The following is a 22,918-nucleotide window of genomic DNA, read 5'->3' as shown; positions in this document are numbered from 1 at the left end:
TCTAACTGCAGCCGGTAATGCGCGCAACTGCCTTCATGTACTTGAGATGAAGTGCGGCGTCACCTCCGTCTGACGGAGAGTTGCGAGCGGTCAGGCGATCCGAATTCAAACAGGTCTCAAGATCGAACCTGATATGCGAGCACCATCCCAGGGCGCTCTTCTCTGCCTCTTCCTTGGAGGGGCCAAACCCCACAAAGGTCTGAACGTGCCCGGCCTCGCCGTCGGCCGTCGATACGAGATTGATTTCCGAGATGTAGAAGGACGAACACTGGGCGGCCTGGGGCTCGGCGCGTGTCCCCTGGATCACCCCGAGAGCGACAATGGTCGTCATGAGGACGGCTCGCTTCATTTTCACCTCCGACAAAGCGAATCCATTGCGGCTATCCATCTGATCGCGACAACTTCATTCGGCGTGCGTTGCCCGCTGTGTGCCCCCCGAACATCGGACCTGGCTGTCCGATCGGGCAAGCCAACCAACGCCAATCGCCGCTCAGGGACTTGAGATAGATCAAGCTCGGCCCGACGAGGGGACGCAGGTTTCGATAGGGTCTGGTTGCCAAGGTGACAGATAATGAGTGACCGGATCTCCGCAGTCCTCTTTGCGTTGGCCTTTGCTTTGGAAATGGGTGGAGCGACCGGCGGCTTAAATTGAAATATTTGTTCATGGTCGTTTACCGCTGCGCGAGGTCGGCGGAGGAATCGATCACAAATTCCGGCCCGCGCTCGTCACGCGCCGTTGCGCGTGTACGCGCCATCGGCGGCTAAAATTCTATTCACAGTCCGGAGAGAGGTTTTCAACGGCTTTGCGAAACGCGGCCGGTTGCCGACATCAGCATCACGCCGATCGACGAAGCGTGATTGCGCCACCCCTGCGCGAGGGGAATGCCAACGCCTAACTGTCATTCATGTCAATGGACAGCACGCGCATCGTGCACGCCAGTAAACAAGAGGATACCATGACCAGCTTCAAAGTTTTGGGCGCAGCGCTCGTTTTTTCCGCGCTCCTTGCGACGCCCGCCTCGGCATGGGAACCCGCCGCGGCATTAGCCGCGGACCCGACCTTCTCCATCTATTCGGGCATGCGTGGCGACATCAATTCGGGCATGCATGCAGTACGGCCACATCGCGGAAATCATACCACCGGCGTCAAGCGCTTTCGATCGCGCTGATCGCCCGGATACCAAACCTGCACCAATCTTGTCCGCTATGCCCGACTGAGCAGACTTTAACGGGAGCCGCCGCCACTTGCGCTCCTTTCAGATCATTCCAATTAGGATGAAAAGAGCGACCTCTGTCAGGAAAGTGGCACTCATAATGGCGACCGTAAGGAACGCGTCGCCCGCTGGTAGAGGGGTCATAGCATGCCTCGCGCGCTGCGACGACTGGAACCGGTTCTGGCTCTCTGCCCGCGCCAACACCCTTGCCTATCGCGCTCCGTTAATAAACACCACGCCGCACGGCGCGACGCGTATAGCGGTAATCGCGACGGTCGACACGACGCGCCGTCACGCGGGCGCGCCGGTACGTGACGGCCTGCGCTTGATCAACGCTTAACTCCACGCCGCGCGGTGTCACCTGCGGCGAGACCGGAATGATCGCCAACATCACTGCTGCAAACAGCAGTCCGACAATCGAGGAGACTCTCATTGCACCTACTCCCTATTGTCCACCATGGCCGTGTCACCAACAAAAGCTGTCTGGTCTGTGTGCCTATTTGTCTTGTCGGCCTGAGATCGCCCTATTCCGCCAGGATAGAGCGCGAGAGGCTCCAACTGAGGTCGCCTTAGGGCCTGTTCCGGCAGAGAGAACCAAGCCGCCTAAGAGTGCATCGTCTCTTTCTGCGGCTCCATATCGGAGCTTGCAGCATTGGGGCACGAAAAGGTCGCGCAGGATGTTCCTTTTTATACACCCCGGTTGATTTTCTTGCGGCCAGCCGCCGTTGCTGCGCGGCGAAATAACAGCCATCACGAGCAGGCGCGGCTTCCGGTTTGGGTCATGAGCGGCGGTCTGGAAGTCGGCCAGTCACTTCCGGTCTACCCCAATAAGCTGACGATTTCAGAGCCAAGCCGGACTTCGCGTGAGGACCAAAAGCCGAAGTGGATGTTTTGGGGCTGTTCGCTGCAAACGGACGTCGCTTGTCCGTGAATCCGTGAGGATACGATGGTTCGCGGCGACTCGAGAAATCAACTAACGCGAGTTGGCAACTACCGCACGGCCAACTTAGGTTTCTGCGCCTCTTCGATATGTCGCCGCTGATCGAGAAATGCCTGGCTGGACCGGGTCTTGTACAAGTCCAGATTCTCGGTCTCGTCGGGCAGCAGTGTGATCGCCTCATCGACATAGGTGAGCCGGTGCGGATCCGACTTGACCTTGCGCGCCAGCCGGTGGAGGCGCAGCGCTAGCGATGCCCATTGCGCGGCCTTCACGACGGTCTCGGCGGCATAGCGCGGATAGAACGACCAGGCCGGCTCGACCGGCAGATGCGGACGCCGCTCGTCGCGGCTCTTGAGCCGCAGCACCCCCCCTTCGAGCGGATGGACCCGCTCGATGGGATGGTAGCCTTTGAAATAAAGCGCGTAGGTCCCGATCTTGCCGACATTGTTGCCCATGGCCGCGGCACGCCGCATCAGGGTCTCGATGTGCTCCCAGCTGTAATAGGTGTTCCAGGCGAGCTCACAGGCCCGCTCCCAGTCCGCCTTGGACATGGCGGGGTGGTCGACCGTGACGTGGTCCAGGTCGTATTTGTTGAGGTCCGTATCCATCGCGACGCCCTTCATATAGAGCGTCTTGTGATCCTCCGAGCCCGGCAGTGGTGTCAGGAAGAAGAACTCCAGCATGTCGATCGGCAGCTCATGCTTGACGATCTCGATGTCGCGAACGATCGATTCCGGTGTGTCGTTGGGAAAGCCCAGAATGTAGCCGCCGACGGTCATGATCCTGGCCTTCTTCCAGGCCAGCATCATCTCGCGATAGTCGGTGATCTTGTTCTGCCGCTTCTTGGCGCCGAGCAGACTGTCCGGGTTGATGTTTTCGAGGCCGATAAAGCATCGCCGGACGCCGGCCTTGGCGCATTTCTCGATGAAGTTCGGTAGCTTGTGGCAAAGCGTGTCGACCTGGATCGTGAAGCGAAGGTCCCAGCCCTCCTTCTCGCGCAGCGCGATGATGCGGTCGAGCAGGCTTTCCCAATCCTTGTTGCGCGCAAAATTGTCGTCGGTGAGGAAGAAGGCGAAGACGCCCTGGGCGACGTTGGCGCGGATCACGGCCTCGATGTCGTCGGCGCTGCGGCGTCGCGACTTGCGGCCCTGCACGTTGATGATGGTGCAGAACGAGCACTGGAACGGGCAGCCACGCCCGGCGTCGAAGCTCGTGGTGTGGCCGATAACCCGCCGGATCTGCTGGCGGGGAATGATCGGCAATGGCTGGCTCTCCAGGTGCGGCAGATCGTCGATGTAGTTGTAGAGAGGCTGCAATCGCCCGGCGGCCGCGTCCTGCAACAGCTCCTCCAGCCGTCCCTCGGCCTCGCCTGCGAAGACCGACACACCGAGGTCCATCATCTCCTGAACGCCGGGATCGCGCTCCGGCAGCATCGAGAGGGTGCCGGACACATGGAAGCCGCCGATCGCAACGTGGATTCCGAGCTTGCGAAACCGTCTCGCCAGATCAAGCGATCGGGGAAACTGATTGGACTGGACTCCGACCAGCATCACCATACCGGAATCCGCGGCCTTGATTGCGCGCGCCAGATCCGCGACACGCACCTTCCAGTTGGTCTCATCGATGGCGTCGATCTCGATGTCGAAATCGGGCCCGAGAACCTGGCGTTCACGACAATCGAGCGCGATGCCGTAAAGGCAGGCCAATGAGTTCGAAGGCAGGCCGCCGCGCCACCATCGAATGACGTAGCCATCGTCGTCGTAATGTGACGGCTTGATCAGAACAAGCCGGAAACTCCTGCTCTTGCTCATAAGCAAGGGGTAGCTCGATGTCGGTCATAGGCCAACTGCTTTCCGCGAGGTCCTCGCAAAAAACGACGAACTGTGGCACGAACAACATCCTATCCGAGTACCTCGGCTAACCGCACACGGCGCAATCGCATGTTCGGCACAAATTGGGGTGCGCAGTCGCCAGCTAGTCATGCGCCAGACGTCCGTTCCGGGTCAAACTCGACAAAACTCAGAGTGAGCATAATGCGTCCGCTTTCGGGCACATCGCGGCCATCCCGTCGGCTGGCGCCCATTGAGCCTGACTGCCGAGCCATGATTCAAATCCCCTAACGAAGGGGGCCGAATCATGCGCTACGAACTCTCCGACGAGGAATGGACTGCCATCAGGCCGATGCTGCCCAACAAGCCGCGCGGCGTACCGCGGGTGAATGACCGTCGCGTCCTCAATGGCATCTTCTGGGTGCTACGATCCGGGGCGCCATGGCGCGATCTACCAGACGCCTTCGGCCCGTATACCACTTGCTACAATCGCTTCGTTCGTTGGCGACGAGCAGGTGTGTGGGCGGCGATTATGAAGGCCTTGGCAGCCGCTCACGATGCCGCTGTGCAAATGATCGACACGTCGATTGTCCGCGTGCATCAACATGGAGCCTGCATCGACCGGAATAAAAGACAATGCATGGGGCGATCACGGGGCGGGTTGACCAGTAAGATTCATGCGGTCGTGGATACAAACGGCCTACCGGTCCGAGTTGCGCTGACGCCTGGGGAAGCCCACGACAATCGGCTTGCTGGAAAACTCTTGTCTCGCATGAAGCCTGGATCGATGCTGCTGGCGGACCGTGGCTACGACGCCGATTGGATTAGAGAACTTGCGATCAAGAAAGGAGCATGGGCCAACATCCCGCCGAAAAGCAATCGCAGCGAACCGATCTGCTTCAGTCCCTACCTGTATCGCGCTCGCAATCGAGTTGAGCGGTTCTTCAACAGGATCAAGCAATGTCGTCGGGTAGCGACGCGCTACGACAAACTTGCCGCCAATTACCTTGCCTTCGTGCAACTCGCGTCAATCAGGCTATGGCTCGGCGCTAATGAGTCCACGTCCTAGCGAGGACCCGAGCTCCGAAGTATCGCTTCGGCTGCTCACGTCTCAATCGGCTTCGGAGCTGATGTCGCGATTGGACTGCACCCCACGCCTGGGTACGCTCATTGTTACGCGCGAAGCACTCGATCGAACCCGCACGATTCATCCTCCGTTGCAGGCGAACTCGAGAGGCGCGCCCTGCGCAACTCGTCGGTGTCTTTGATCGCATCGCGTATCGGTGGCATGATGATGCGCGCTGAAGCCCGTGGAAGCCGAAATTGTAAGCCAAGGTTGTCGTTGCAATGCGGACCAGGCTCCAACTTCGCGACGTGACCAAGCCCCTGGGCCAAGCGGCGGTGGGCGCGTTGACGATCGGAATACTGCGTGCCGCTCGCCATTTCGATCCAACCAAGACCGCCAACTTATTCGCTCGGATCACTCGCTCAATCGGGCCCATGATGCGGGAGCAAAAGATCGGTCGAGCCAATCTAACCGCCGCATTTCCGGAAAAATCGCCTGCAGAGATCGAGACCATTCTCGCAGGCGTCTGGGACAATCTCGGTCGAGTCGGCGCCGAATTCGCGCATCTTGATCACATCTGGAACTATGATCCCGCACGGCCCAAAGCTAGCTGCATCGAAATCGACAGGCGCTCATATGAATTGTTTACGCAGCTGCGGCTCGACGGCAAACCGGCGCTGATCTTTGCGAGTCATCTCGCTAACTGGGAACTTCCGGCCCTGGCAGCCGTCGCGCACGGGTCGGATACTGCGATCCTGTATCGCCGACCCAACATCGCGTCCGCCGACCGCATCATCCAGGATATGCGCGCCGTGAAAATGGGCACGCTCATTCCCGCGGGTCGTGATGCGCCCCTAAGACTTGCCGAGGCCCTTAAAAGTGGCCAGCACGTTGGAATGCTGGTCGACCAGTATCTGACCAACGGCGTCGAGGTTACTTTCTTCGGCCGCAAGACCAGGGCCAATCCGATGCTTGCGCGACTGCTGCGGCAGATTGAGTGCCCGATTCATGGTGTGCGCGTCATCCGTCTGCCCGGACAGCGCTTTCGTGGCGAACTGTCTGAAGAAGTGAAGCCGGTCCGCGATGCCGCCGGACAAATTGACATTCAGGGAACGATGCAGGCGGTCACATCGGTCATCGAGGGCTGGATCCGCGAATATCCCGATCAGTGGCTGTGGCTACACCGTCGCTGGAGGTAGCACTTGACTGACTGCGGTAGCCCTTAGTGGAGGTACATGGTCCAGCTCGGCAATGCGGCGGTCAATCTCGCCGATCACGCGTTCCGAGAACGGCCCGAGGTGCATGTACAACGCCATCAGCATCACGATGTACCGTAGCGCGCCCGGATTGGTCTCCGCGACTTCGACGAAGGTCTTCCAGAACGGCTCGCGAACCTTCGGCAGGGCCCGCATGATCTTGTGTACGCTGTCGATGCCGCCAAGCCTCTTGCGCACGTCGCCATCCGGCAGGTCGCGGCGTCGGTCGGACCGGTCGAGCATGGCGGCGAGACGCGACAGCCGTCCTGCATATGCTGCCGGACTGTAGACGTGCCCGAGCACAGCCTTGTAATCGGCAAGGATGTCACGAAGCGGACGCTTAGTATCGAAATTGCATCCGAGCGTGCACTGATCGCCCGTCTGCTCGACATTCATGAGGTCATGGCCCTGGTGCAAGCGGCCTTCCGCGGCCAACCGCCGTGTAAGCTGTGTCCCAGGCAGCGCATAAAGCAGTCCAACGATGGAGACTGGAATGCTCGCCTCCTCGATGAGGTCGGCCATCGCCTGTCCTATCGAGGCCTTTTCGCTATCGAACCCGACGATGAAGCCAGCGGTGACGAACATGCCGTAGCCGTAAATCTTGTGAATGCACTCGGCGATGTTGCGCCTGGTGTTCTGCTTCTTCTTCATCTGCACGAGCGTCTCGGGATCCGGGCTCTCGATGCCGACGAAGATCGCGAAGAAGTTCGCATCCTTCATTGCCTGCAACAACTCGCTGTCGTCCGCGATGTTGATCGAGGCTTCGGTTGAGAACTCGAATGGATAGTCGTGCTCCTCCAGCCAGGCTTTGAGCCGCGGCATCAGGGTGCGGAGGTTCTTCTTGTTGCCGATGAAATTGTCGTCGACGAAATCGACATGCCCGCGATAACCGTGATCGTAGAGCGCCTGCAACTCTGCGAGAATCTGATCGTTGGTCTTGGTACGCGGCACGCGACCATATAGCTCGATAATATCGCAGAACTCGCAAGTGAACGGGCAGCCACGCGAATACTGCAAGCCGATGTATAGATAGTGATCGAAGTTGAGCAGATCGTAGCGAGGCATGGGGCTCAGCGTGACATCTATCGTGAATTTCTCGGCGATGAACACGCCCTTGCGTTCGCCGCTTTCCCAGGCGGCGATGAACTGCTCGATGACCTGCTCGGCCTCGCCGATCACCTGGAAGTCCGCGTCCGCGTAAAGATGCGGGCTGGAGGAGACGTCCGGCCCACCAACACATACCGGCTTGCCGCGCAGGTGGGCGAGATCGATCAGATAGATGGCATCAGGCTGCTGGTTGAGCATACCGCCGATCATCACAAGATCGGCCCAGTCGAGGTCCGCATCTGTCAACGCCTCGGTATTGCGGTTGACGAGCCGGATGTCCCAATGCTTCGGCAACATAGCGGCGACGGTGATCAGGCCGAGTGGCGCCGTTGGATACTTCGCGCCGACGAGTTCGCAGGCCTCCGCATAGTTCCAAAACGAATTCGGAACGAACTTCGGATAGATCATCAGGACGCGGCAGGGGATTGTCATGCTGTTCCAGCCCGGGCGTTGATGGCACAATGCCCCGCTGTTGATCGGGGCTCAAGGGGTCGCTTCGCTCGTCGATAAGGCGTTTGAGTGCTGGTTATGGAGGTGAGCACTGCGGTTCAGCTCGCGCACCTCGGCAGTAGTGCATTGCGAATCAATCAGGTCGGACGCGAACATCGCGGACCGTAAGGCTAGTATTAGTATCAGCAGATACGCGTTCTAATTGGATTTTTTTGGGGCACGCTTTTTCGGTCCAGTTCCGGCACCGTCCCCACGGCAGGGCCAAGCATCCCTGAATGCTTCGATCGCGACGGTGATCCCCGGTTCATTCACTCGATCCGGATTGTTATCAAGATACTGCAGAAAAACCTTCGCACTTTGCAAAGGGCTGCCTTGCGCGGGGGGGCATGCACGCACGTCAGCGGGCAGATTTGGTGAAAAGAGCATCGCGGTCTCGATCATTCCCTCACATGCGCCTGCGGACCGAGCTTCGTCCTGATTGCGAAGCGAGTTCTTGACAAGCAGCTCGCAAGACTTTTGCGCGTCGGTTCCCTTATCGACAACCGTGGCACTGGCCTTCCCGATGATCGCTAGGATAAGGCCGGCAACAATCATATGGACCCGCATCCACGTCCCCCGAATACCGGCGCGATAGCTTGCAGGCATTGAGTATGCCGCAATAGAGCGGCCGCCCGCGCCGTTCCAGGCGGCTCAGACGGCTTAGCTCAAAAAAAGCGTCTGATCCACCGCGCTCGAATAGGAGCGAAGTGAACTCACCTCTTCCATTTCCACAAAGCTAAAAGAGCCCTTGTCGACTTGACAACACGCAGCTTTACGCGCCGTGACCGCCGCAAAGGTCGGCTACACCGCGATCATGATCGCGAATCAACATCGGCGGCGACAAGCGTGCTGATGGTACAGATCTCGATCCGGCGCGGAGAGCATCTATTATCCTGCCGTGTACGCGACGTGCACTGGTCGATTGATGTCGATGCTCGGCCTCGACGCAGAACCATTGCCTAAGCGGTGATCTTCGTCTGCGACGACAAGTTCTGCGAACCTTCCTCAACTACGCCAAGGAGGACTTCACCCTCAGAACGGTTTCCAACAAGAGCTTAGCCACGACCAAGCGGAGGTGGAGCTGCCTTGCAGCGCAGCGCCACGGACGTTCCATGATCTCCCGGCCTATTCATCAACTAGGCGAGGCAGCGCACGAAGGTTGGTCGTATCGAACCGCATCCTCAAAGAACAAGCTCGCTTGAATTTCTTGAAGACCTCACACCCATCCAGACGCAAGGAAGAGTGGATGAACTCAATCCGAGGATTTTAGCCTCGACCTGGTTCAAGCTGCACCGTTTTTCGTCCCCCGTTCAGCTCTCTGAGTTTGTTGACGTATTCCTCAGGCTTTAGCAGATGAAACGGAGCGTTGAGGCCCATGAACGTCGCTATGCGGCCGATAAAGGCAGTACAGTTTGTCGTTGCTGCATTCCAGAGCGGCGAAGACTCCTGCTGGCGCTTGATATAAGCAAAGACCTTCTTGGCGTCTGCCTCAGACAAATAGACACGATAGCTGGCCGTCAGATATTGCTCGTCAAGATCACCGTAGGTCGCACCCGTCTCAGAAGGGACAAACATAATGTGTCCCAGGATATAGGGCACCTCGTCGCCGGCCGGAGCCAGACCAGCGACCTCGACCTGCTTTTCGCCCGTCTTTCCGTACCAGACGAATGCATGACCGTACGTTGCCGCCGTGCGGGCACGAAAATCAACGTAGTAGGGACCCGTGGCGGCAGCTCTTCGAGCTGGCTTTACATCGGATATCGCCGGCGTAGCAGCAGCCATGGTCGCTGCATGCTTCATCGCCGAACTGGGGAGAGCGTCCCGTTGCTGCTGGTCGGTACGCGCCACGAGTGGTTGCGCGCTACTGATCCCGGCCCCCAAGCCTACAAAGGCCGCCAGCATGGCGGCCTTTGCAAGAAGCCCCAGACCCGGATATTTCCGAATCACTCCCGCCATCTTCGAATCCTCTTGGATCCAAGATCCGATGCCACAGGTAATCTGCTACCCCAAACGAACGCCGCTGGCGTACGAATGAATAGTCAGATCAACCCTTGGTCACCAACGGAGCCGGGGCAGCGACCGGGTATTTGCCCACGGGGCTCTTACCCACGGGATATTTGCCGATCGGAGCTTTGCCAACCGGCGCCGCGACGGCAACCGGCTGAGGCCGTGGCAGGTCCGCAGCAGCTGCGGTTCCCACGAAAGCCAAAGAAGCGATTCCAAGGACAACGAATTTCAACATCGGTTCTCACCATTGTTCGGAACGATTGGATTCACCTGACACGCATAGGAATAACCCGACACTCGCCACGGCACCAACGAATAGACCGGGGAGTCCGCGGTTCCGACCGCTTTTTCTGCCGCATGTTGCGGAAATGGCACGCAAATTGAGGCATCTGGTTCCAAAGTCTCGTGGGTACCACAGGTCGAGACGTGCCGGGACCTACCTCAGAGTATCCACGGGAAGACCCGACCGGTCCGCGCCATATAATCGCGATAGCTGTCGCCAAACGTCTGCAACATCATTCGCTCTTCCCTTGCGACGCGGCCAAAGAACAAGATCCCGAAGCCGGCAAGGCCCGCGAAACCGGCGATCCAATTCGGCAGCAGCAATGCCTGGGCGATGGCCCACAGCCAAAATGCCGAATACATCGGGTGTCGAACTCTCCGGTAAATCCCTTCCGTCACAAGCTCATGGTTCTCCCGCACGTCGAGACTTATCGACCAATTCCGGCCGAGTGCACGGTGTGTCAGGTGAAACACGCCCAAAGCCGCAATCGCAAAGAAAGACCCCAGCCAAGCCAACCAGGGATAAAAACTGTGATCTGCGAAACGAGGCATTCCTGTCGCTACGTAGGCGAGCGGCACAAGTCCGAGTCCCGAAAGAGATATGAGCAGGAGCGCAGTTTCCAGGGGGCCGCGAGCGCTCCGCACAACCCTCGCACGGCGGGAACGCCGCGCGTACTTATAGCGTATGAGGTACCAGCCGATCACCAACGCAACGAAGATGACTTTTGAAATGGTGGGCGTCATTTGAATCAGGCTGCCGCGCCCGGATTTCCCAGCAGTTCGCTTTCCGACACCGGCGCGCCCGCAACAAGGCCTCCGTCGTCAGCGATCATCGACACAGCGCCATCCGGGGCGAGCGTCTGGGATTTGGCTGAAATAGGTCCGCATGTGAGCATGAAGTAGTCGTACGATGTTCGCCTGTCATTTCCACTGACGAACTGGCAGTGCACGCGGAAGAAATTGAAGCGGATGCGTTGATACATGTCGTCGTTAAGCATTCGACTAATCTTCACGACCCTGACGGTCGCCTCGTTTTCTGTCGACAAGCCCATTTCGGCCATCGGCCGGCATTTGTAAAAATTCAACGCGTCCGTGAGGGCCTGATAGTCGCCCCAGAAGATCGCGCGGGAATCGGCGACGCGTTCCACCGCCCTGCGAAAGCGCACTGCCTTTGGGTGCAGGCCGATCTTGAGTATGGATGATCCAACGCTCAAGAATGTGACGGGAATCTTTTTCCGACCGAGCGCAGGGTCCCGCTTCAAGGCGCGATCAAGTAGATCAACCGCTAGTACGGCGCCAAGGCTGTGCCCTACGACCACAATTTCGTCTGCGGCAGAGTTGCTCGCCGCAACCACGAGCTCGGCGGCCAACCTGTCCAGCCTCTGCTCTATCTCCGAATTACCGAATCGAATGTACTCGCAAGAGAAAATCCAATCGTCGAACAAGTCGCCCAGGTGCAGCCAGCGCCACGGACCCGCCAACACGGCTGCGAGCCCGAAGAGGCCGCCACCGGTAGCAATGGGAATTGATCCAGTGATCTTGAATGCAGCCACGCCAATCAAAAGGGCGGCAGCGATGAGCAATCCGAACGTAACGAATGGATAGAGAAAGAAAAGTGCGTAGCGCCAATTGGTCTGCAAGTAACGCCAAAGAGTGCCGGTCAGAACGAAATCCAGAAACGCAAGAATGCCGACGGAAATGCGTGAGCCGATGCTTCGCCCCCCGAACACTTCAATTACATCGTGCCATCGGACCAGACGGTAATCGGTTTCGACGAGCCAATCGGGGCCGATTGTCGTCACGTTCCATTGTATCTGGTCGGCGGAATCATGCGAACCGTCGACGGTCGCTTTCACTGACCAAGTACGTTGGAACCTCGCAATTTCGCGCACAAAGCGTCGTTGCGCGCTGGCATGCGACGTGATTGGATCATAGCCGCCGATATGGAATACCAACCGTTTCGCTACAGGCTTGCCGGACATTGCCTTATTCCCGGACTCATACGTGCTGCTCGCTCCCCACGCGTCAATCGACCTGCAATCAAAAACAGACGTTTGAAGCCAAGGGTTGTCAAGAGAGAATCGACCAGTTATTGGGGAACATGGGTCGATTTGTTCTACCATGCGTAAGCCGAACCGCTCGAACAATAGCGTCGATCGGTGCTGCTGTGATTGTCGGTTTGTCCAGCACAGCGCCCTCTCAAGCGCAGGACGGGGCATCATCTGGCGAGAGATGCCTTGCTGCAAATTTGGATGTTTCGCTGGGCGCACAATTGCCCCGCACGGCGGCGCGTTTGAGATCTGGTGAGCCGCTAAAGATTGTCGCGATCGGATCATCGTCGACGGTGGGGCTCTGGGTACTTCGGTCCGCGGCCACATATCCGCAGGTGATGCGCCGAGAACTCTCGAGGCTTAGATCCAATGCAACGATCGAGGTCATCAACAGCGGTCGAGTCGGCGATACGATTCCGAACAACATCGCGCGGTTCGAGCGTGACGTTTTCGCGCACACGCCTGATCTCGTTATCTGGCAATTAGGTACTAATGACGTCGCCTGGGGTGGCCGGCCGGACCAAGGGCTCAAAAGAAGCGTTGTTGAAGGGGTAAGGGCACTTAAGGCGGGGTCTGCCGATGTCGTGCTGATGGATCTGCAATATGCGCCACAGGTGCTCGCTTCCGCTAGCTACTCAACGATGGAGGGCATCATCGCCGATGCCGCGAAGCAGGAACGGGTCGGCCTATTCTCTCGTTTTGCGCTGATGCGTAACTCGATCAATGCCGGAGTTGCGCAAAGCGAGCTTGTAACGTGGGACGGATTGCACAACACCGCCGATGGTTATGATTGCATTGGACGAGCCCTTGCCCGAGCCATCTCAACGAGCGCGCGTTGAGAGGCCCTAGCTCAGGCGAATCGAAGGCTGCGGGCTCGCAAGAGTTTGGGCACCGGCCGTGACAGCGATGCCGAGCGTGCAGATGCCCACCAACGCGAACAAAGACCAATTATCGTCGACAATCACCGCATCTCTCGCAGCGGTGACAGCAATTCGCGCCGACGCTGTCAGGAGGTGCGCTCATGCACCATTATGCCAGCCAACTTGTTGACCTGTTACTGGTGCTTGTCGCCGCGTGGATGGTGCCGGCCACCATCTTTATTATCTACGCCTATTTCGCTCGTCTTAAGAATCCGGTCAGCGAATCGATCTTTGGACGTGTGGTGATCATATCCTTGTTCATCATAACCACGTCGATCTGGCTCCCGATAATTCTGACCGCCATAGTCCTATCACTGATCGGTCATTTGTGGTTCCGCTTCAGGGGACAACTACGCAAATAGCTACATATTGCTAGAGCCGAAAAAGATGGAGTCGAATTAGAGCGGCCCCTCAGAAAACTAAAAAAGGGAAGCGAAGCAATGCCCGCATTTCTCCCTGCTCTGACGATAGCTGCTGTCAATTTTATAACAATCGCCACGGCTGCAGAATGGCGACCGCAGTTTCTCTCAGCGTGCCGAAACGGTTGCGCGCAGCAAGGCGGTTTTTCGACGGACGCTTGCTTGCAGATTTGCATCTGCATGGCGTCAGAGTTGGAAGCGAAGTTTAGTATCGAGACTCTCGGCTCCATTGATCCCCCGAGTGCTGAGCAACTACACCAAACTAACGAAATCAGAATGCTTTGCGTCCGGCGAGTACTAGGACGTTAGAGCTGTTGCCATTGGCACGGTGGTCATCAGCTTGACCCTGACGTAGCTCTCCGTCTTTCCATAGCCGCAAACTTGGCTGCCCCGGCCGTTCGAGGACAATATCGCGCCGACGGCGCATCCGAGTTCTCCCTTGCGAGACCATCTCAGCCCTGAGCTCGAAAATGGCCTTTGCGCCTGGTGGATGCGATCGCAAACGGACATGGCGATCCTTCCATTCTCGACCCCGATCGACTGCCTTGGATGCCGAACGAAAGAGGATATCCCAAGAGCTGCAGAACGAACCGCGGTGGAAATAGCCGGCCGCCCAAATGCCTTACTCGGCGAAGCCGCCTACCTACGTTCCCCCAGACGGCATTTCGAGTTTACGGTTTCCCTGGCCTAGCTCCTGCGGGGGGCACTCTCTCCCTTCGTGAGAAAGGCTGATCGGGAACAGTTCAATAAGATCAATGCATCGCGGCGGTGCATGGCAAAACAGATTTTTTCCGGCCGCCGCGAGATAGGAAACAGGTGGTGATGCGCGGGATGACGAAGGGAGGATCGAGCAGCGGATTATTTAGTCGCCGGGATCCCTAACGCTCGCGACACGCCTTAGTGGGATTATTTCGCACATTGACCGAGGCGACACCGCGAGAGTTGAAATAAAAAGTGAATAGAAGAGCGGGGATATTCCTCAAAGCTGACTTGATCTCTCCCTTCGCTGGCTTTGCGCAACTAATTGATGAGTAAGTAGTGATGACTGATCAGCAATTAGCCTTGGAAGCGATTAGCGACGCGCAACTTATATTGGAAGAATTCCTTCGGCCCCATCCCAAGGATCATGCGCGTATCCTTGAAGAGTTGGTGGAAGTTCTCGAGCGGCCTGCTTTGATCGTTGCTGTAAGTCGATTGCAGCAACACGGCAATTGAGCGCGCCCATGAGCAAACCGCTTCAAGCGTTTTCTTTAACCGTCGGCATTGTTGCGCTCTCATCGCTCGAAATGACCAGCCTGCATGCCAAGCAACAATGCAGCGCCGCAATGCCGCCAAATCCGCAAGGGCAATGGTGGTCCTACCGTATCATCGACGGACGAAAATGCTGGTACGCGGGCAAACCCATGCTGTCGAAAGCATTGCTGGAATGGCCTACAGAGCAGCGTCCCCAACCCGGTTCTCGCGGAGAAGCTACAGGTATCCTCATTGCTAACAAGCCCGGCAATCCTTTGGATGCACAAGCGTTGGCACTGAAAGAGGGCGCTGACACGTTTGAAGAACGATGGCGTGCTAGGATCTCCATCTCCAACACTGGACACGACTGAACAATACTAATGACTTAGCGATCCTGCATCTCGCCTATCGTTGGCGAGGACTTTCGCGCCTGTTCCAGGCCGTGTGCTTCGTTACTCCAGCAATTCCGCGCACTGCGTTCCTCTAGAACAACGCGCCTCCGCAACTCGTGCGCAGCAGCCGTCAAACGAGTCCCTGCAATCAACCGATTGCCGAAGGGCTATTCAACACGCTGGCCCACACGCCAGCCCATTTCCCAGAAGTCCGCCTCAAGCCGAGTGGCTTCCTTGAAGATGGCAATCAGTTCTGCCTCGCGAGCCGGCGTGGCGTAGAGATCGGCGAGATGCTCCAAATGCGCACGCGCATTCGCCGCGACCTCCTGGTATGGCACGCCAGCGTACTCGTCGATCCAAATCCGATAGGAGTTCGTCCTAGCGTCCGCATCGGGTCGCGAGGCGAGCCGCGTTGCGATCTCCGCGTACCCGATCACGCAGGGGGCAAGTGCCACCTTGAGTGCCAGCAGATCGCCGCGCATTCCGGCATCGAGCACGTAGCGTGTGTAGGCCAGCATCTCGACCGCCGGAGGAGTTTGTTCAAGGTCACTCGGGGATAGCCCCCAACCGGCACACAGCTTCACATGAAGGCTCATTTCGACATCAAGGATGGCCGACAGGCCGGCCGCAGCTTCACGCATGTCGGCAAGCTTGGGCGACTTGTAGACCGAGAGTGCATAGGCGCGCGCAAACTCGATGAGGAACAGATAGTCCTGAGCAAGGTAGTGACGAAATGCGGCTTCAGGGAGCGAGCCATCTGCCAATCCGTTTGTGAAGGGATGCTCGGTGTAGGCCCGCCACTCAGCAGATGCTTCTGTCTTTAGACGCTCGAAGAAACTCACGATCCATTCCCGCCTGGCTTGCTTTCCTATGAACTTTTTACTCACGACCTATCAACGCGAACCAAGACGCTGACTTGGCAGACCGCAGCGACTAGCGGGTAGGATGCGAATGGAATTCGCTTGCCGTCGGTCGCCGGGAATGACTGGCGTTATCACACTATCACCAACAGAACGAAATGCGCGGGAAAATCAACGGAGGCGGCCATTGTCCCGCCGCTCATGGCGATCTAGTTGCAGATTCGAGTCTTGCCGGGCCCACCAATCACGTCAGTATCTTACTTGATCTTCGTTTCCCTCAGCGCGACTACCGTACCAGATACGTGCACTTTTCGTTCAAGTTCGCACATCGCAAATCAGCTTGATGGCGCTAGACCGACTTGGATGATGGCGAATGTAGTCGTCGCCCACTCATCGGTTAGAGATGCTCCGACAGAGCCGCCGATTAAGAGACGGATGATTTGCTAGGAAAATCTACGCCTATTCCGATGCTGCCATGGCGTCACTCCTTCAAGCCGCTGGAGGCCACGCCACGTACGAAATTTCGACGCATCAGCGAGAAGAACAGTGCGCTCGGAACCAGCGCCAGCGCCGCGGCCGCGCTGAGGCGACCGATGTCCACGGTGAAGCCGGTCTGAAACAAGGCGAGCCCAACCTCGAGCGTATAGGTTTCCTTGTTGGTCATGACGACGAGCGGCCACGCGAAGGCAGTCCAGGCCTGAAAGAACGCCAGCACGGCAAGAGCGCCCAACGGGCCGCGCATCAGCGGCAGCACGATCCGCAGGAAGATCCAGAGCTCCCCCGCGCCATCCACCCGGGCAGCCTCCAGCAGCTCGTCAGGGATCGACGTCATCACATATTGCCGCACCAGGAAGATGCCGAAACTCATGATGAGATAGCCGACCAGGAGCCCGGGCCAGGTGTTCAACAGGCCGGCGGACTGGACGTTGAGATAGAGCGGGATCATGTAGACTTCGAAGGGAACGACCGCCGTCGCGATGATCACGCCGAAGATGACCGGGATCCCCGGTAGATCGAACTTGCCGAGCACATAACCTGCGATCGCCGATGTGGAGACGATGCTCGCGGTCGAGAGTGTCGCGAAGATCAGCGAGTTGCCGATCCAGCGAAACAGCGGCGTTTCGCGCAGGACGCTGACGATGTTCTCCAGCGTCGGCTGGTGCGGGATGACGGTCGGCGGCCACGCCAGCAGCTCCGGCGGCGTCTTGAACGCGTTGCTGATCAGGAAGACCAGCGGCAGGAGCATCATCAGGCTGACGACGCCAAGAACGGCGTCGATCACGAGGCCGACGGCACCGTTCTGACCAACGACGGACGGATGCTCGCGTTCGTGCTCGCTCATGCGCGACTCCTGTCGCGGAACAGCCTGAACTGCGCGCTGGTCAAAATGAGGACGATGACGAGCAGTACGACGGCTTCGGCAGCAGCGTAGCCGACCCGGTAGTTACGAAAGCTGTTTTCAAGCATGTCGAGGACGAGGACTCGGACGAGACGCCCCGGCGCACCCTGGACATCCGATGCCAGCACGAAGGCCTGCGCATAGATGTTGTAGGACGAGATCAGCGTGATGACCGACACGTACAGCATGACAGGCTTTAGCAGCGGCACGGCGATGTGACGGAAGGCCTGAAACGACGAGGCGCCGTCGAGGCGCGCGGCCTCGTAGAGCGCCTCCGGGACGTTCTTCAGTCCGACCAGGAAGATCAAGACGGCATAGCCGATCGCCTGCCAGGAGCAGAGAACGATCAGGCACACCAGCGACAGGACAGGGTCGAACAGCCACGACTGGGCCGGAATCCCGACAAGGCCGATCAGGGCGTTGAGCGGTCCGAGCCGGGCGTCGAAAATCCATTTCCAGGCCATCGCGGCCGGAACCAGCGAGACGACGTGCGGCAGGAAGACCGAGGCCTCATAGACGCCGCTGCGCCGCAGCCCCTGCCGGGTGTTGATCAAGGCGGCGAGCGCAAGCGCGACGGGGATGGTGATCGCTACGACGCTAAAGGCGATGATGGTGGTGTTGAAGATCGCTTCGAGAAACAGCGGGTCGCTCGCCAGCTCGACGAAGTTGGCGAAACCGACGAACGGCTTGCGCCGCGAGATGATATTCCACTGGAAGAGGCTGAGCCGCAGCGTCTCGATGATCGGATAGACGCGGATACAGCCATAGAGGCCTAGGACCGGAAGCAACGCCAGAACTGGAAACAGCCATTTCGGCGTGGTGCGCATATATCCTCCGGCAAGCGCCGGTCAGCCGCCGGCGCCTGGATTGAGTGGGTCCTTGTCGATGGAGTCTAGGGTTTGGCCAGCAGGTCTTCCCGGGCCAGGATCTTGTCGCTCTCCTCAGCCGCGGCCTTCAGGAAAGCATCGATCGCGGCGTCGTTGCCGGCCAGCGATTTGTCGGTGAACGCCTTCTCCAGCCGCGCCGCGAGCCGGGTGAGGATTTCGCTGGCAGGGCTGATCGCCGGGACCGTGAAGAAGACGTGGCCGGGCGGCGTGTTGACGAAGGCGTCGAGCTGCGGGATTTTCTTGAGCACGGCGGAGTAGTCGAGGCCTTTGCGGTTCGGGACCCAGGCCGTGTTCTCGAGCAGCCAGAGCAGATTTTCCGGCTCGTTGGCCTTTTGCACGAAATCCCAGGCGATCTGGCTCTTGGGTCCCTTGTTCGGCACGTAGAGATCGACCGGGACCATCAGCGTGCCCTTGGGCAGTGGAGCCGTGGCGTATTTGAGATTGGGCGCCTTCTTGGCGACGTCGCCGATCACCCAGGATTCCCGGATGAACATCGCGGTCTGGCCGAGCTCGAAGGCCTCCGCATCCGCCTTCATCTCGGGCGTCACGGTACGGTAGACCACGACGTTGTCGAGATACTGCTTGAGTGCGGCGCGGCCGGCTGCGTTCGCATAGGCGGCGCGCCATTTTCCGCCCTTCTCCTCGAGCAGCGTCCCGCCGTGATTATAGAGAATGGTCCAGTACTTCTCCGCGATGCCCGAGCCGCCGCCGCTGAGACGCAAGCTCCATCCGCTCACCGTCGGCACGCCGGAGGCATCGCGCTGCGCGAGCTTCTGCGCATAAGCGGTGTAGTCGGCCATGGTCTTGGGCGGACCGTCGAGGCCGGCCCTGGCGAACATCTCGGTGTTGTAGAACAGCGCGCCCTGCCCCTGGAATAACGGCACACCGAAGATCTTGCCCTCGTACATGGCGGTCTTCACGCGCGTCATGTCGTAATTGGCTTTGACGAAATCGACGATCGACGCCGGCGGCTCCGGGATGAGGCCGGCCTCGAGATACCGTGCCGCCTCGACCTCCATCTCGATGACGTCCCCGGCCGCGCCCGATGGAAGCGACAGTGCCAGCCGCTTCTCGTGCTCGCGTAGCGCAATGGACTCAACGCTGATTTCGAGATCCGGGTATTTGCTCTTCAGCTGGTCGCCGACGCGCTTGTAGAACGGAGCCAGATCAGGCCACCCGCTCCAGATGGTCAGCTTCTCCGCCGAAGCAGGAGACGCAAACGCCGGCACGGCGACAGCGAGCGCCAGCGACAGCGCGGCCGACATCCATGACCGACGCCCCGAATTCGCCGGGCGAATGTTGTCCTCGGGACGCGTGATGTAGCCGAACCTGCCGACGGGTCTCATCATGAGGGTCATTCTCGCAATACGGAATGGGACAAATCCTGCGAAAAAGCTCGCATGCAACCGGTTGCGTGTCAATTGCGATCCGTTGCCGCTTTCGAAGGCCCTTGATGAAATCGTCAGCGGCCTCGCCGCTTCGCTGGCGCCGGCCCGGTCGAGGCGCGAATGACGAGATGGGAATTCAGCTTGTGGCGAATCTCGCCCGACACGCCGCCATTCATCTGGCTCAGCAGCAGACCGACTGCGACATCGCCTGCATCGGCGCAGCGCGCCGACACGGTGGTGAGCGGCGGATATGTGGTTTCGCCGAGGACGTCGTCACAGCCGACGACACTGAACGATTTGGGCACCTCGACACCGAGCGCAGCTAACCCTGCCATCAGGCCTTGAGCGACAAGGTCGTCGAACGCGATCGCCGCGGTGACGCCGCTGGCGACGATCTGGGTGGCCGCCAGCCGGCCAGTGTCGTAGGAGGGTGGACGCGCGGGCACGGCGATCACCTTGAGCCCGCGCTTCTCCGCCTCGCGCCGGACGGCGTTGCGCCGTTGCTGGTTCGACCACGACGTCGTGGGGCCGCTGACATAGGCGATGTGCCGGTGCCCCAGCTCGGCCAGATGCGCGATCGCAGCCGCCACGCCCGGCGCGGTGTCGATCAGGACCCGCGTAATGCCTTCGATATCGCGATTGATGAGCACCAGCGGCCGGCGCGTCGCATGACGGCGGATACGCTCTTCGTCCAGGCGCGACGAGGCGAGGACAAGTCCCTCCACCTGGCCGATGAAGCGGCCGACCAGCAGCTCCTCACGCACGGGATCCTCGTCCGAATTGCCGAGGAAGACGCACAGCCCGGCCTGGTCGGCGCGCAGTTGCGCCGCCCTGATCAGCGGTGGAAAGAACGGGTTCGCGACATCCGAGACGATGAGCGCGACGTTGCCGTGGCGTCCGGTCGAAAGCGCACGCGCGACCTGGTTCGGCACATAACCGAGCTTGCCCGCGACTTCCTTGACGCGCCGGACGGTCTCCTCGGTCAGCATCTCCGGCCGCGAGAAGGCGCGCGATACGGTGGCACGCGAAACCCCGGAGGCCTTCGCGACCTGACTGATCGTCGGCACGACCGATGGACGTCCCTCCCCGCCGCTATCGGAATCGCGTTTCACCGCAGGCCGCCTCCTCTGCATCGCCTTCACCTAGACATGCCCCGGCCGGGCCCGGGGCGCAAGCTTGACATGCAACCGGTTGCATCACATTCTCTCCGCTCGAGGGTAAAGTGCAGGCCCGGCAGACCATGGATGAGCATGACGGCTTCGGTGACTCCCTCAATCGCGACGTTTAAAACGCGGGATGCGATGGGCCGGGCGGCCGCCGCGGACGTCGCTGCTGCGCTCCGCGACCACCTCGGGCGGCAGAGCAACGTGCGGATGATCTTCGCGGCGGCACCGAGCCAGGCGGAGATGCTGGATGCCCTTGCTCGCGAGCGCGATATCGACTGGCGGCGCGTCACAGCCTTCCACATGGACGAATATCTCGGACTTCCCGCGGATGCGCCGGAGCGCTTCGGGGCTTGGCTGACGCGTCACTTGTTCTCGCGCATCGCTTTTGGCGCGGTTCACCTGATCGGGCAGGAGCCGGAGCCGGAGCGGGTAGCAGCATGCTATGCAGCCCTTCTCGGCGAAGCCCCGATCGACATCATCTGCCTCGGAATCGGCGTGAACGGTCACCTCGCCTTCAATGACCCGCCGGTCGCCGATCTGCACGACACCAAGTCGGTCAAGATCGTTGAGCTCGACGCGGTGTGCCGGCAGCAGCAGGTTGACGATGAGTGCTTCCCGACGCTCGGGGATGTTCCGACACATGCGATCACGCTGACGATTCCCCGGCTCCTGGATGCCGACCGGCTGTTTTGCGTCGTGCCCGGCGCGTCCAAACGCGCCGCCGTCGAGCGATCGCTATACGGTCCGATCGGGACCGAGTGCCCGGCGAGCGCGCTCCGCACGCACCCACGTTGCGCGCTGTATCTCGACCAGGATTCCACGCCGCCGCAGCTCTCACTGACACCGGTACGCGCATGACAGATCCGGCAACGCGCGTTTCGGGCCGCGATCCGGAGACCGGACAGAATCGCACCATCGTCATTCAGGACGGCCGGATCACGGACATCGCTCCCGGCGGTGACGATGACGGGCTGTGGCTGTCGCTCGGCCTGTTCGATCTGCAATTGAACGGCTTTGCGGGCTACGATCTCAATGGCCGCCCTGATCTCCGGACGGTCCGCGATCTCGTCACAGCCGTCCACAACAGCGGGGTGTCGCGTTTTGCCCCTACGCTCATCACGGCATCGCATGATGCGATCATCGATGCATTGCGCGCCGTTGCACAGGCGCGTGACAGCGATCCGTTTCTCAAGCACGCAATGCCCTTCGTGCATGTCGAAGGCCCGCACATCGCGCCAGAAGATGGTCCGCGCGGTGCGCATCCGGCCGAACATGTCAGGCCGCCGAGCCTCGACGAGTTCGATGCGTGGCAGGCGGCCTGCGGAAACCTCGTCGGCCTCGTGACGTTGTCGCCGCATTGGCCGGAAACGGACGCCTATGTGCGCGGCCTTCATGCGCGCGGCGTCCGTGTTGCCCTCGGCCATACAAACGCCGCACCGGATCAGATCTCCGCCGCCGTCGCGGCGGGCGCAATATTGTCGACGCATCTTGGCAACGGCATCGCCGCCACGCTGCCGCGACATCCCAACCCGATCTGGTCGCAACTGGCCGAGGACGGGCTGTGGGCGAGCTTCATCGCCGATGGCCATCACCTTCCCCGCGAGACCTTCAAGGCCATGCTGCGCGCAAAGGGGCTGGAGCGAGCGATCCTGGTGTCGGATGCCGCCGCGCTCTCGGGTTGCACACCCGGAATCTACGACGCGCCGATCGGCGGCAAGGTCGAGTTGAAGGCGAACGGCCGGCTGGAAGTCGTCGGCACATCCTTTCTGGCGGGCGCAGCCGTCAGCCTCGTGTTCGGAGTTGCCACGGCAAGACGCATGGCCGGATTGACCCTGGCAGAGGCGCTGAGGCTCGCGACTGTCAATCCGCGTATCCCGTTCAACCTTCCTGCGCTGACGGTGGGAGCGCCGGCCGATCTGCTGCGCTTCCATCTCGGCAAGGATGAATCTCTCGTGCCCGAGACGGTCTATGTCGCGGGCCGTCCTTATCGTTGCAACTCTTGAGGACTGAGAC

General features: G+C 59.7%; 23 protein-coding genes. 9 read left to right on the top strand and 14 right to left on the bottom strand.

The window, feature by feature from the left end; all coding sequences use genetic code 11:
- Position 1 precedes the first annotated feature (1 nt).
- A complete protein-coding gene (locus AB7290_RS11425) occupies positions 2–349 on the bottom strand; it encodes a hypothetical protein (RefSeq protein ID WP_187387974.1) in 348 nt (115 codons plus the stop codon).
- Between the two features lie 607 nt (positions 350–956).
- Between AB7290_RS11425 and AB7290_RS11420 the strand changes: the two genes are divergently transcribed.
- Positions 957–1,169: a hypothetical protein gene (locus AB7290_RS11420; protein ID WP_144030618.1), complete on the top strand. Its 213-nt coding sequence runs from the start codon at positions 957–959 to the stop codon at positions 1,167–1,169.
- 268 nt (positions 1,170–1,437) lie between these two features.
- Here the strand turns inward: AB7290_RS11420 and AB7290_RS11415 are convergent, their stop codons facing one another.
- Positions 1,438–1,647, bottom strand: coding sequence for a hypothetical protein (locus tag AB7290_RS11415; RefSeq protein WP_135216245.1), 210 nt, complete (start codon positions 1,645–1,647; stop codon positions 1,438–1,440).
- A gap of 557 nt (positions 1,648–2,204) precedes the next feature.
- Positions 2,205–3,965: a B12-binding domain-containing radical SAM protein gene (locus tag AB7290_RS11410; protein ID WP_063981802.1), complete on the bottom strand. Its 1,761-nt coding sequence runs from the start codon at positions 3,963–3,965 to the stop codon at positions 2,205–2,207.
- Positions 3,966–4,290: 325 nt separating this feature from the next.
- Here AB7290_RS11410 and AB7290_RS11405 point away from each other — a divergent pair, with 325 nt between their 5' ends.
- Positions 4,291–5,052 (top strand): IS5 family transposase, encoded by a 762-nt coding sequence (locus tag AB7290_RS11405; RefSeq protein WP_063981801.1) that lies wholly within the window; start codon positions 4,291–4,293, stop codon positions 5,050–5,052.
- 278 nt (positions 5,053–5,330) lie between these two features.
- A complete protein-coding gene (locus AB7290_RS11400) occupies positions 5,331–6,248 on the top strand; it encodes a lipid A biosynthesis lauroyl acyltransferase (RefSeq protein ID WP_063981800.1) in 918 nt (305 codons plus the stop codon).
- Here the strand turns inward: AB7290_RS11400 and AB7290_RS11395 are convergent.
- From AB7290_RS11395 to AB7290_RS11370, 6 genes are all read right to left on the bottom strand, one after another.
- The gene (locus AB7290_RS11395; protein ID WP_063981799.1) at positions 6,228–7,844 is read right to left on the bottom strand and encodes a B12-binding domain-containing radical SAM protein; all 1,617 of its coding nucleotides are present in this window, start codon (positions 7,842–7,844) and stop codon (positions 6,228–6,230) included. The two genes, AB7290_RS11400 and AB7290_RS11395, sit on opposite strands and share 21 nt — an antisense overlap.
- Before the next feature lie 216 nt (positions 7,845–8,060).
- Positions 8,061–8,456, bottom strand: a complete 396-nt coding sequence (locus AB7290_RS11390; RefSeq protein ID WP_144030620.1) for a Rap1a/Tai family immunity protein — start codon at positions 8,454–8,456, stop codon at positions 8,061–8,063.
- A gap of 711 nt (positions 8,457–9,167) precedes the next feature.
- Positions 9,168–9,857 (bottom strand): hypothetical protein, encoded by a 690-nt coding sequence (locus tag AB7290_RS11385; protein WP_063981798.1) that lies wholly within the window; start codon positions 9,855–9,857, stop codon positions 9,168–9,170.
- A gap of 88 nt (positions 9,858–9,945) precedes the next feature.
- Entirely contained in the window at positions 9,946–10,143 is a 198-nt protein-coding gene (locus AB7290_RS11380) for a hypothetical protein (RefSeq protein WP_071911340.1), read from the bottom strand.
- Between the two features lie 206 nt (positions 10,144–10,349).
- Positions 10,350–10,934, bottom strand: a complete 585-nt coding sequence (locus AB7290_RS11375) for a protein-S-isoprenylcysteine O-methyltransferase (RefSeq protein WP_063981797.1) — start codon at positions 10,932–10,934, stop codon at positions 10,350–10,352.
- 5 nt (positions 10,935–10,939) lie between these two features.
- Positions 10,940–12,172, bottom strand: a complete 1,233-nt coding sequence (locus AB7290_RS11370) for a hypothetical protein (protein WP_144030621.1) — start codon at positions 12,170–12,172, stop codon at positions 10,940–10,942.
- 266 nt (positions 12,173–12,438) lie between these two features.
- On the opposite strand from AB7290_RS11370, the gene AB7290_RS11365 reads away from it, so the two are divergent.
- The 4 genes from AB7290_RS11365 to AB7290_RS11350 all read left to right on the top strand — a co-directional run bounded on the left by AB7290_RS11365 (position 12,439) and on the right by AB7290_RS11350 (position 15,184).
- A complete protein-coding gene (locus AB7290_RS11365) occupies positions 12,439–13,080 on the top strand; it encodes an SGNH/GDSL hydrolase family protein (RefSeq protein WP_231142840.1) in 642 nt (213 codons plus the stop codon).
- Positions 13,081–13,262: 182 nt separating this feature from the next.
- Positions 13,263–13,523 (top strand): hypothetical protein, encoded by a 261-nt coding sequence (locus tag AB7290_RS11360; RefSeq protein ID WP_063981794.1) that lies wholly within the window; start codon positions 13,263–13,265, stop codon positions 13,521–13,523.
- Between the two features lie 1,098 nt (positions 13,524–14,621).
- Positions 14,622–14,795, top strand: coding sequence for a hypothetical protein (locus AB7290_RS11355; protein WP_166343440.1), 174 nt, complete (start codon positions 14,622–14,624; stop codon positions 14,793–14,795).
- 8 nt (positions 14,796–14,803) lie between these two features.
- The gene (locus tag AB7290_RS11350; protein ID WP_231142841.1) at positions 14,804–15,184 is read left to right on the top strand and encodes a hypothetical protein; all 381 of its coding nucleotides are present in this window, start codon (positions 14,804–14,806) and stop codon (positions 15,182–15,184) included.
- 188 nt (positions 15,185–15,372) lie between these two features.
- Here AB7290_RS11350 and tenA read toward each other — a convergent pair whose 3' ends face one another.
- From tenA to AB7290_RS11325, 5 genes are all read right to left on the bottom strand, one after another.
- Positions 15,373–16,047 carry a thiaminase II gene (gene tenA, locus AB7290_RS11345; protein WP_063986180.1) on the bottom strand — a complete coding sequence of 225 codons (675 nt, stop codon included), beginning with the start codon at positions 16,045–16,047 and terminating at the stop codon, positions 15,373–15,375.
- Between the two features lie 499 nt (positions 16,048–16,546).
- A complete protein-coding gene (locus AB7290_RS11340) occupies positions 16,547–17,407 on the bottom strand; it encodes a carbohydrate ABC transporter permease (protein ID WP_063981793.1) in 861 nt (286 codons plus the stop codon).
- Entirely contained in the window at positions 17,404–18,291 is an 888-nt protein-coding gene (locus AB7290_RS11335; protein WP_063981792.1) for a carbohydrate ABC transporter permease, read from the bottom strand. The genes AB7290_RS11340 and AB7290_RS11335 overlap by 4 nt, the downstream gene beginning before the upstream one ends.
- A gap of 65 nt (positions 18,292–18,356) precedes the next feature.
- Positions 18,357–19,700, bottom strand: coding sequence for an ABC transporter substrate-binding protein (locus tag AB7290_RS11330; RefSeq protein WP_063986179.1), 1,344 nt, complete (start codon positions 19,698–19,700; stop codon positions 18,357–18,359).
- A 113-nt stretch (positions 19,701–19,813) separates the two neighbouring features.
- On the bottom strand, positions 19,814–20,851 hold the full coding sequence (locus AB7290_RS11325) for a LacI family DNA-binding transcriptional regulator (RefSeq protein ID WP_354142089.1): 1,038 nt from the start codon (positions 20,849–20,851) through the stop codon (positions 19,814–19,816).
- A gap of 132 nt (positions 20,852–20,983) precedes the next feature.
- On the opposite strand from AB7290_RS11325, the gene AB7290_RS11320 reads away from it, so the two are divergent.
- Both AB7290_RS11320 and AB7290_RS11315 read left to right on the top strand, forming a co-directional pair.
- Entirely contained in the window at positions 20,984–21,763 is a 780-nt protein-coding gene (locus AB7290_RS11320) for a 6-phosphogluconolactonase (protein WP_354142088.1), read from the top strand.
- On the top strand, positions 21,760–22,908 hold the full coding sequence (locus AB7290_RS11315; protein WP_354123499.1) for an N-acetylglucosamine-6-phosphate deacetylase: 1,149 nt from the start codon (positions 21,760–21,762) through the stop codon (positions 22,906–22,908). Before AB7290_RS11320 ends, AB7290_RS11315 begins: the two co-directional genes overlap by 4 nt.
- Positions 22,909–22,918: the final 10 nt, after the last annotated feature.

Origin of the sequence: Bradyrhizobium sp. 613_E4_N2_2, from assembly GCF_052075995.1 — a bacterium.
Taxonomy (GTDB): Bacteria; Pseudomonadota; Alphaproteobacteria; order Rhizobiales; family Xanthobacteraceae; genus Bradyrhizobium; species Bradyrhizobium barranii.
This window is presented reverse-complemented; position numbering and strand designations above follow the sequence as displayed.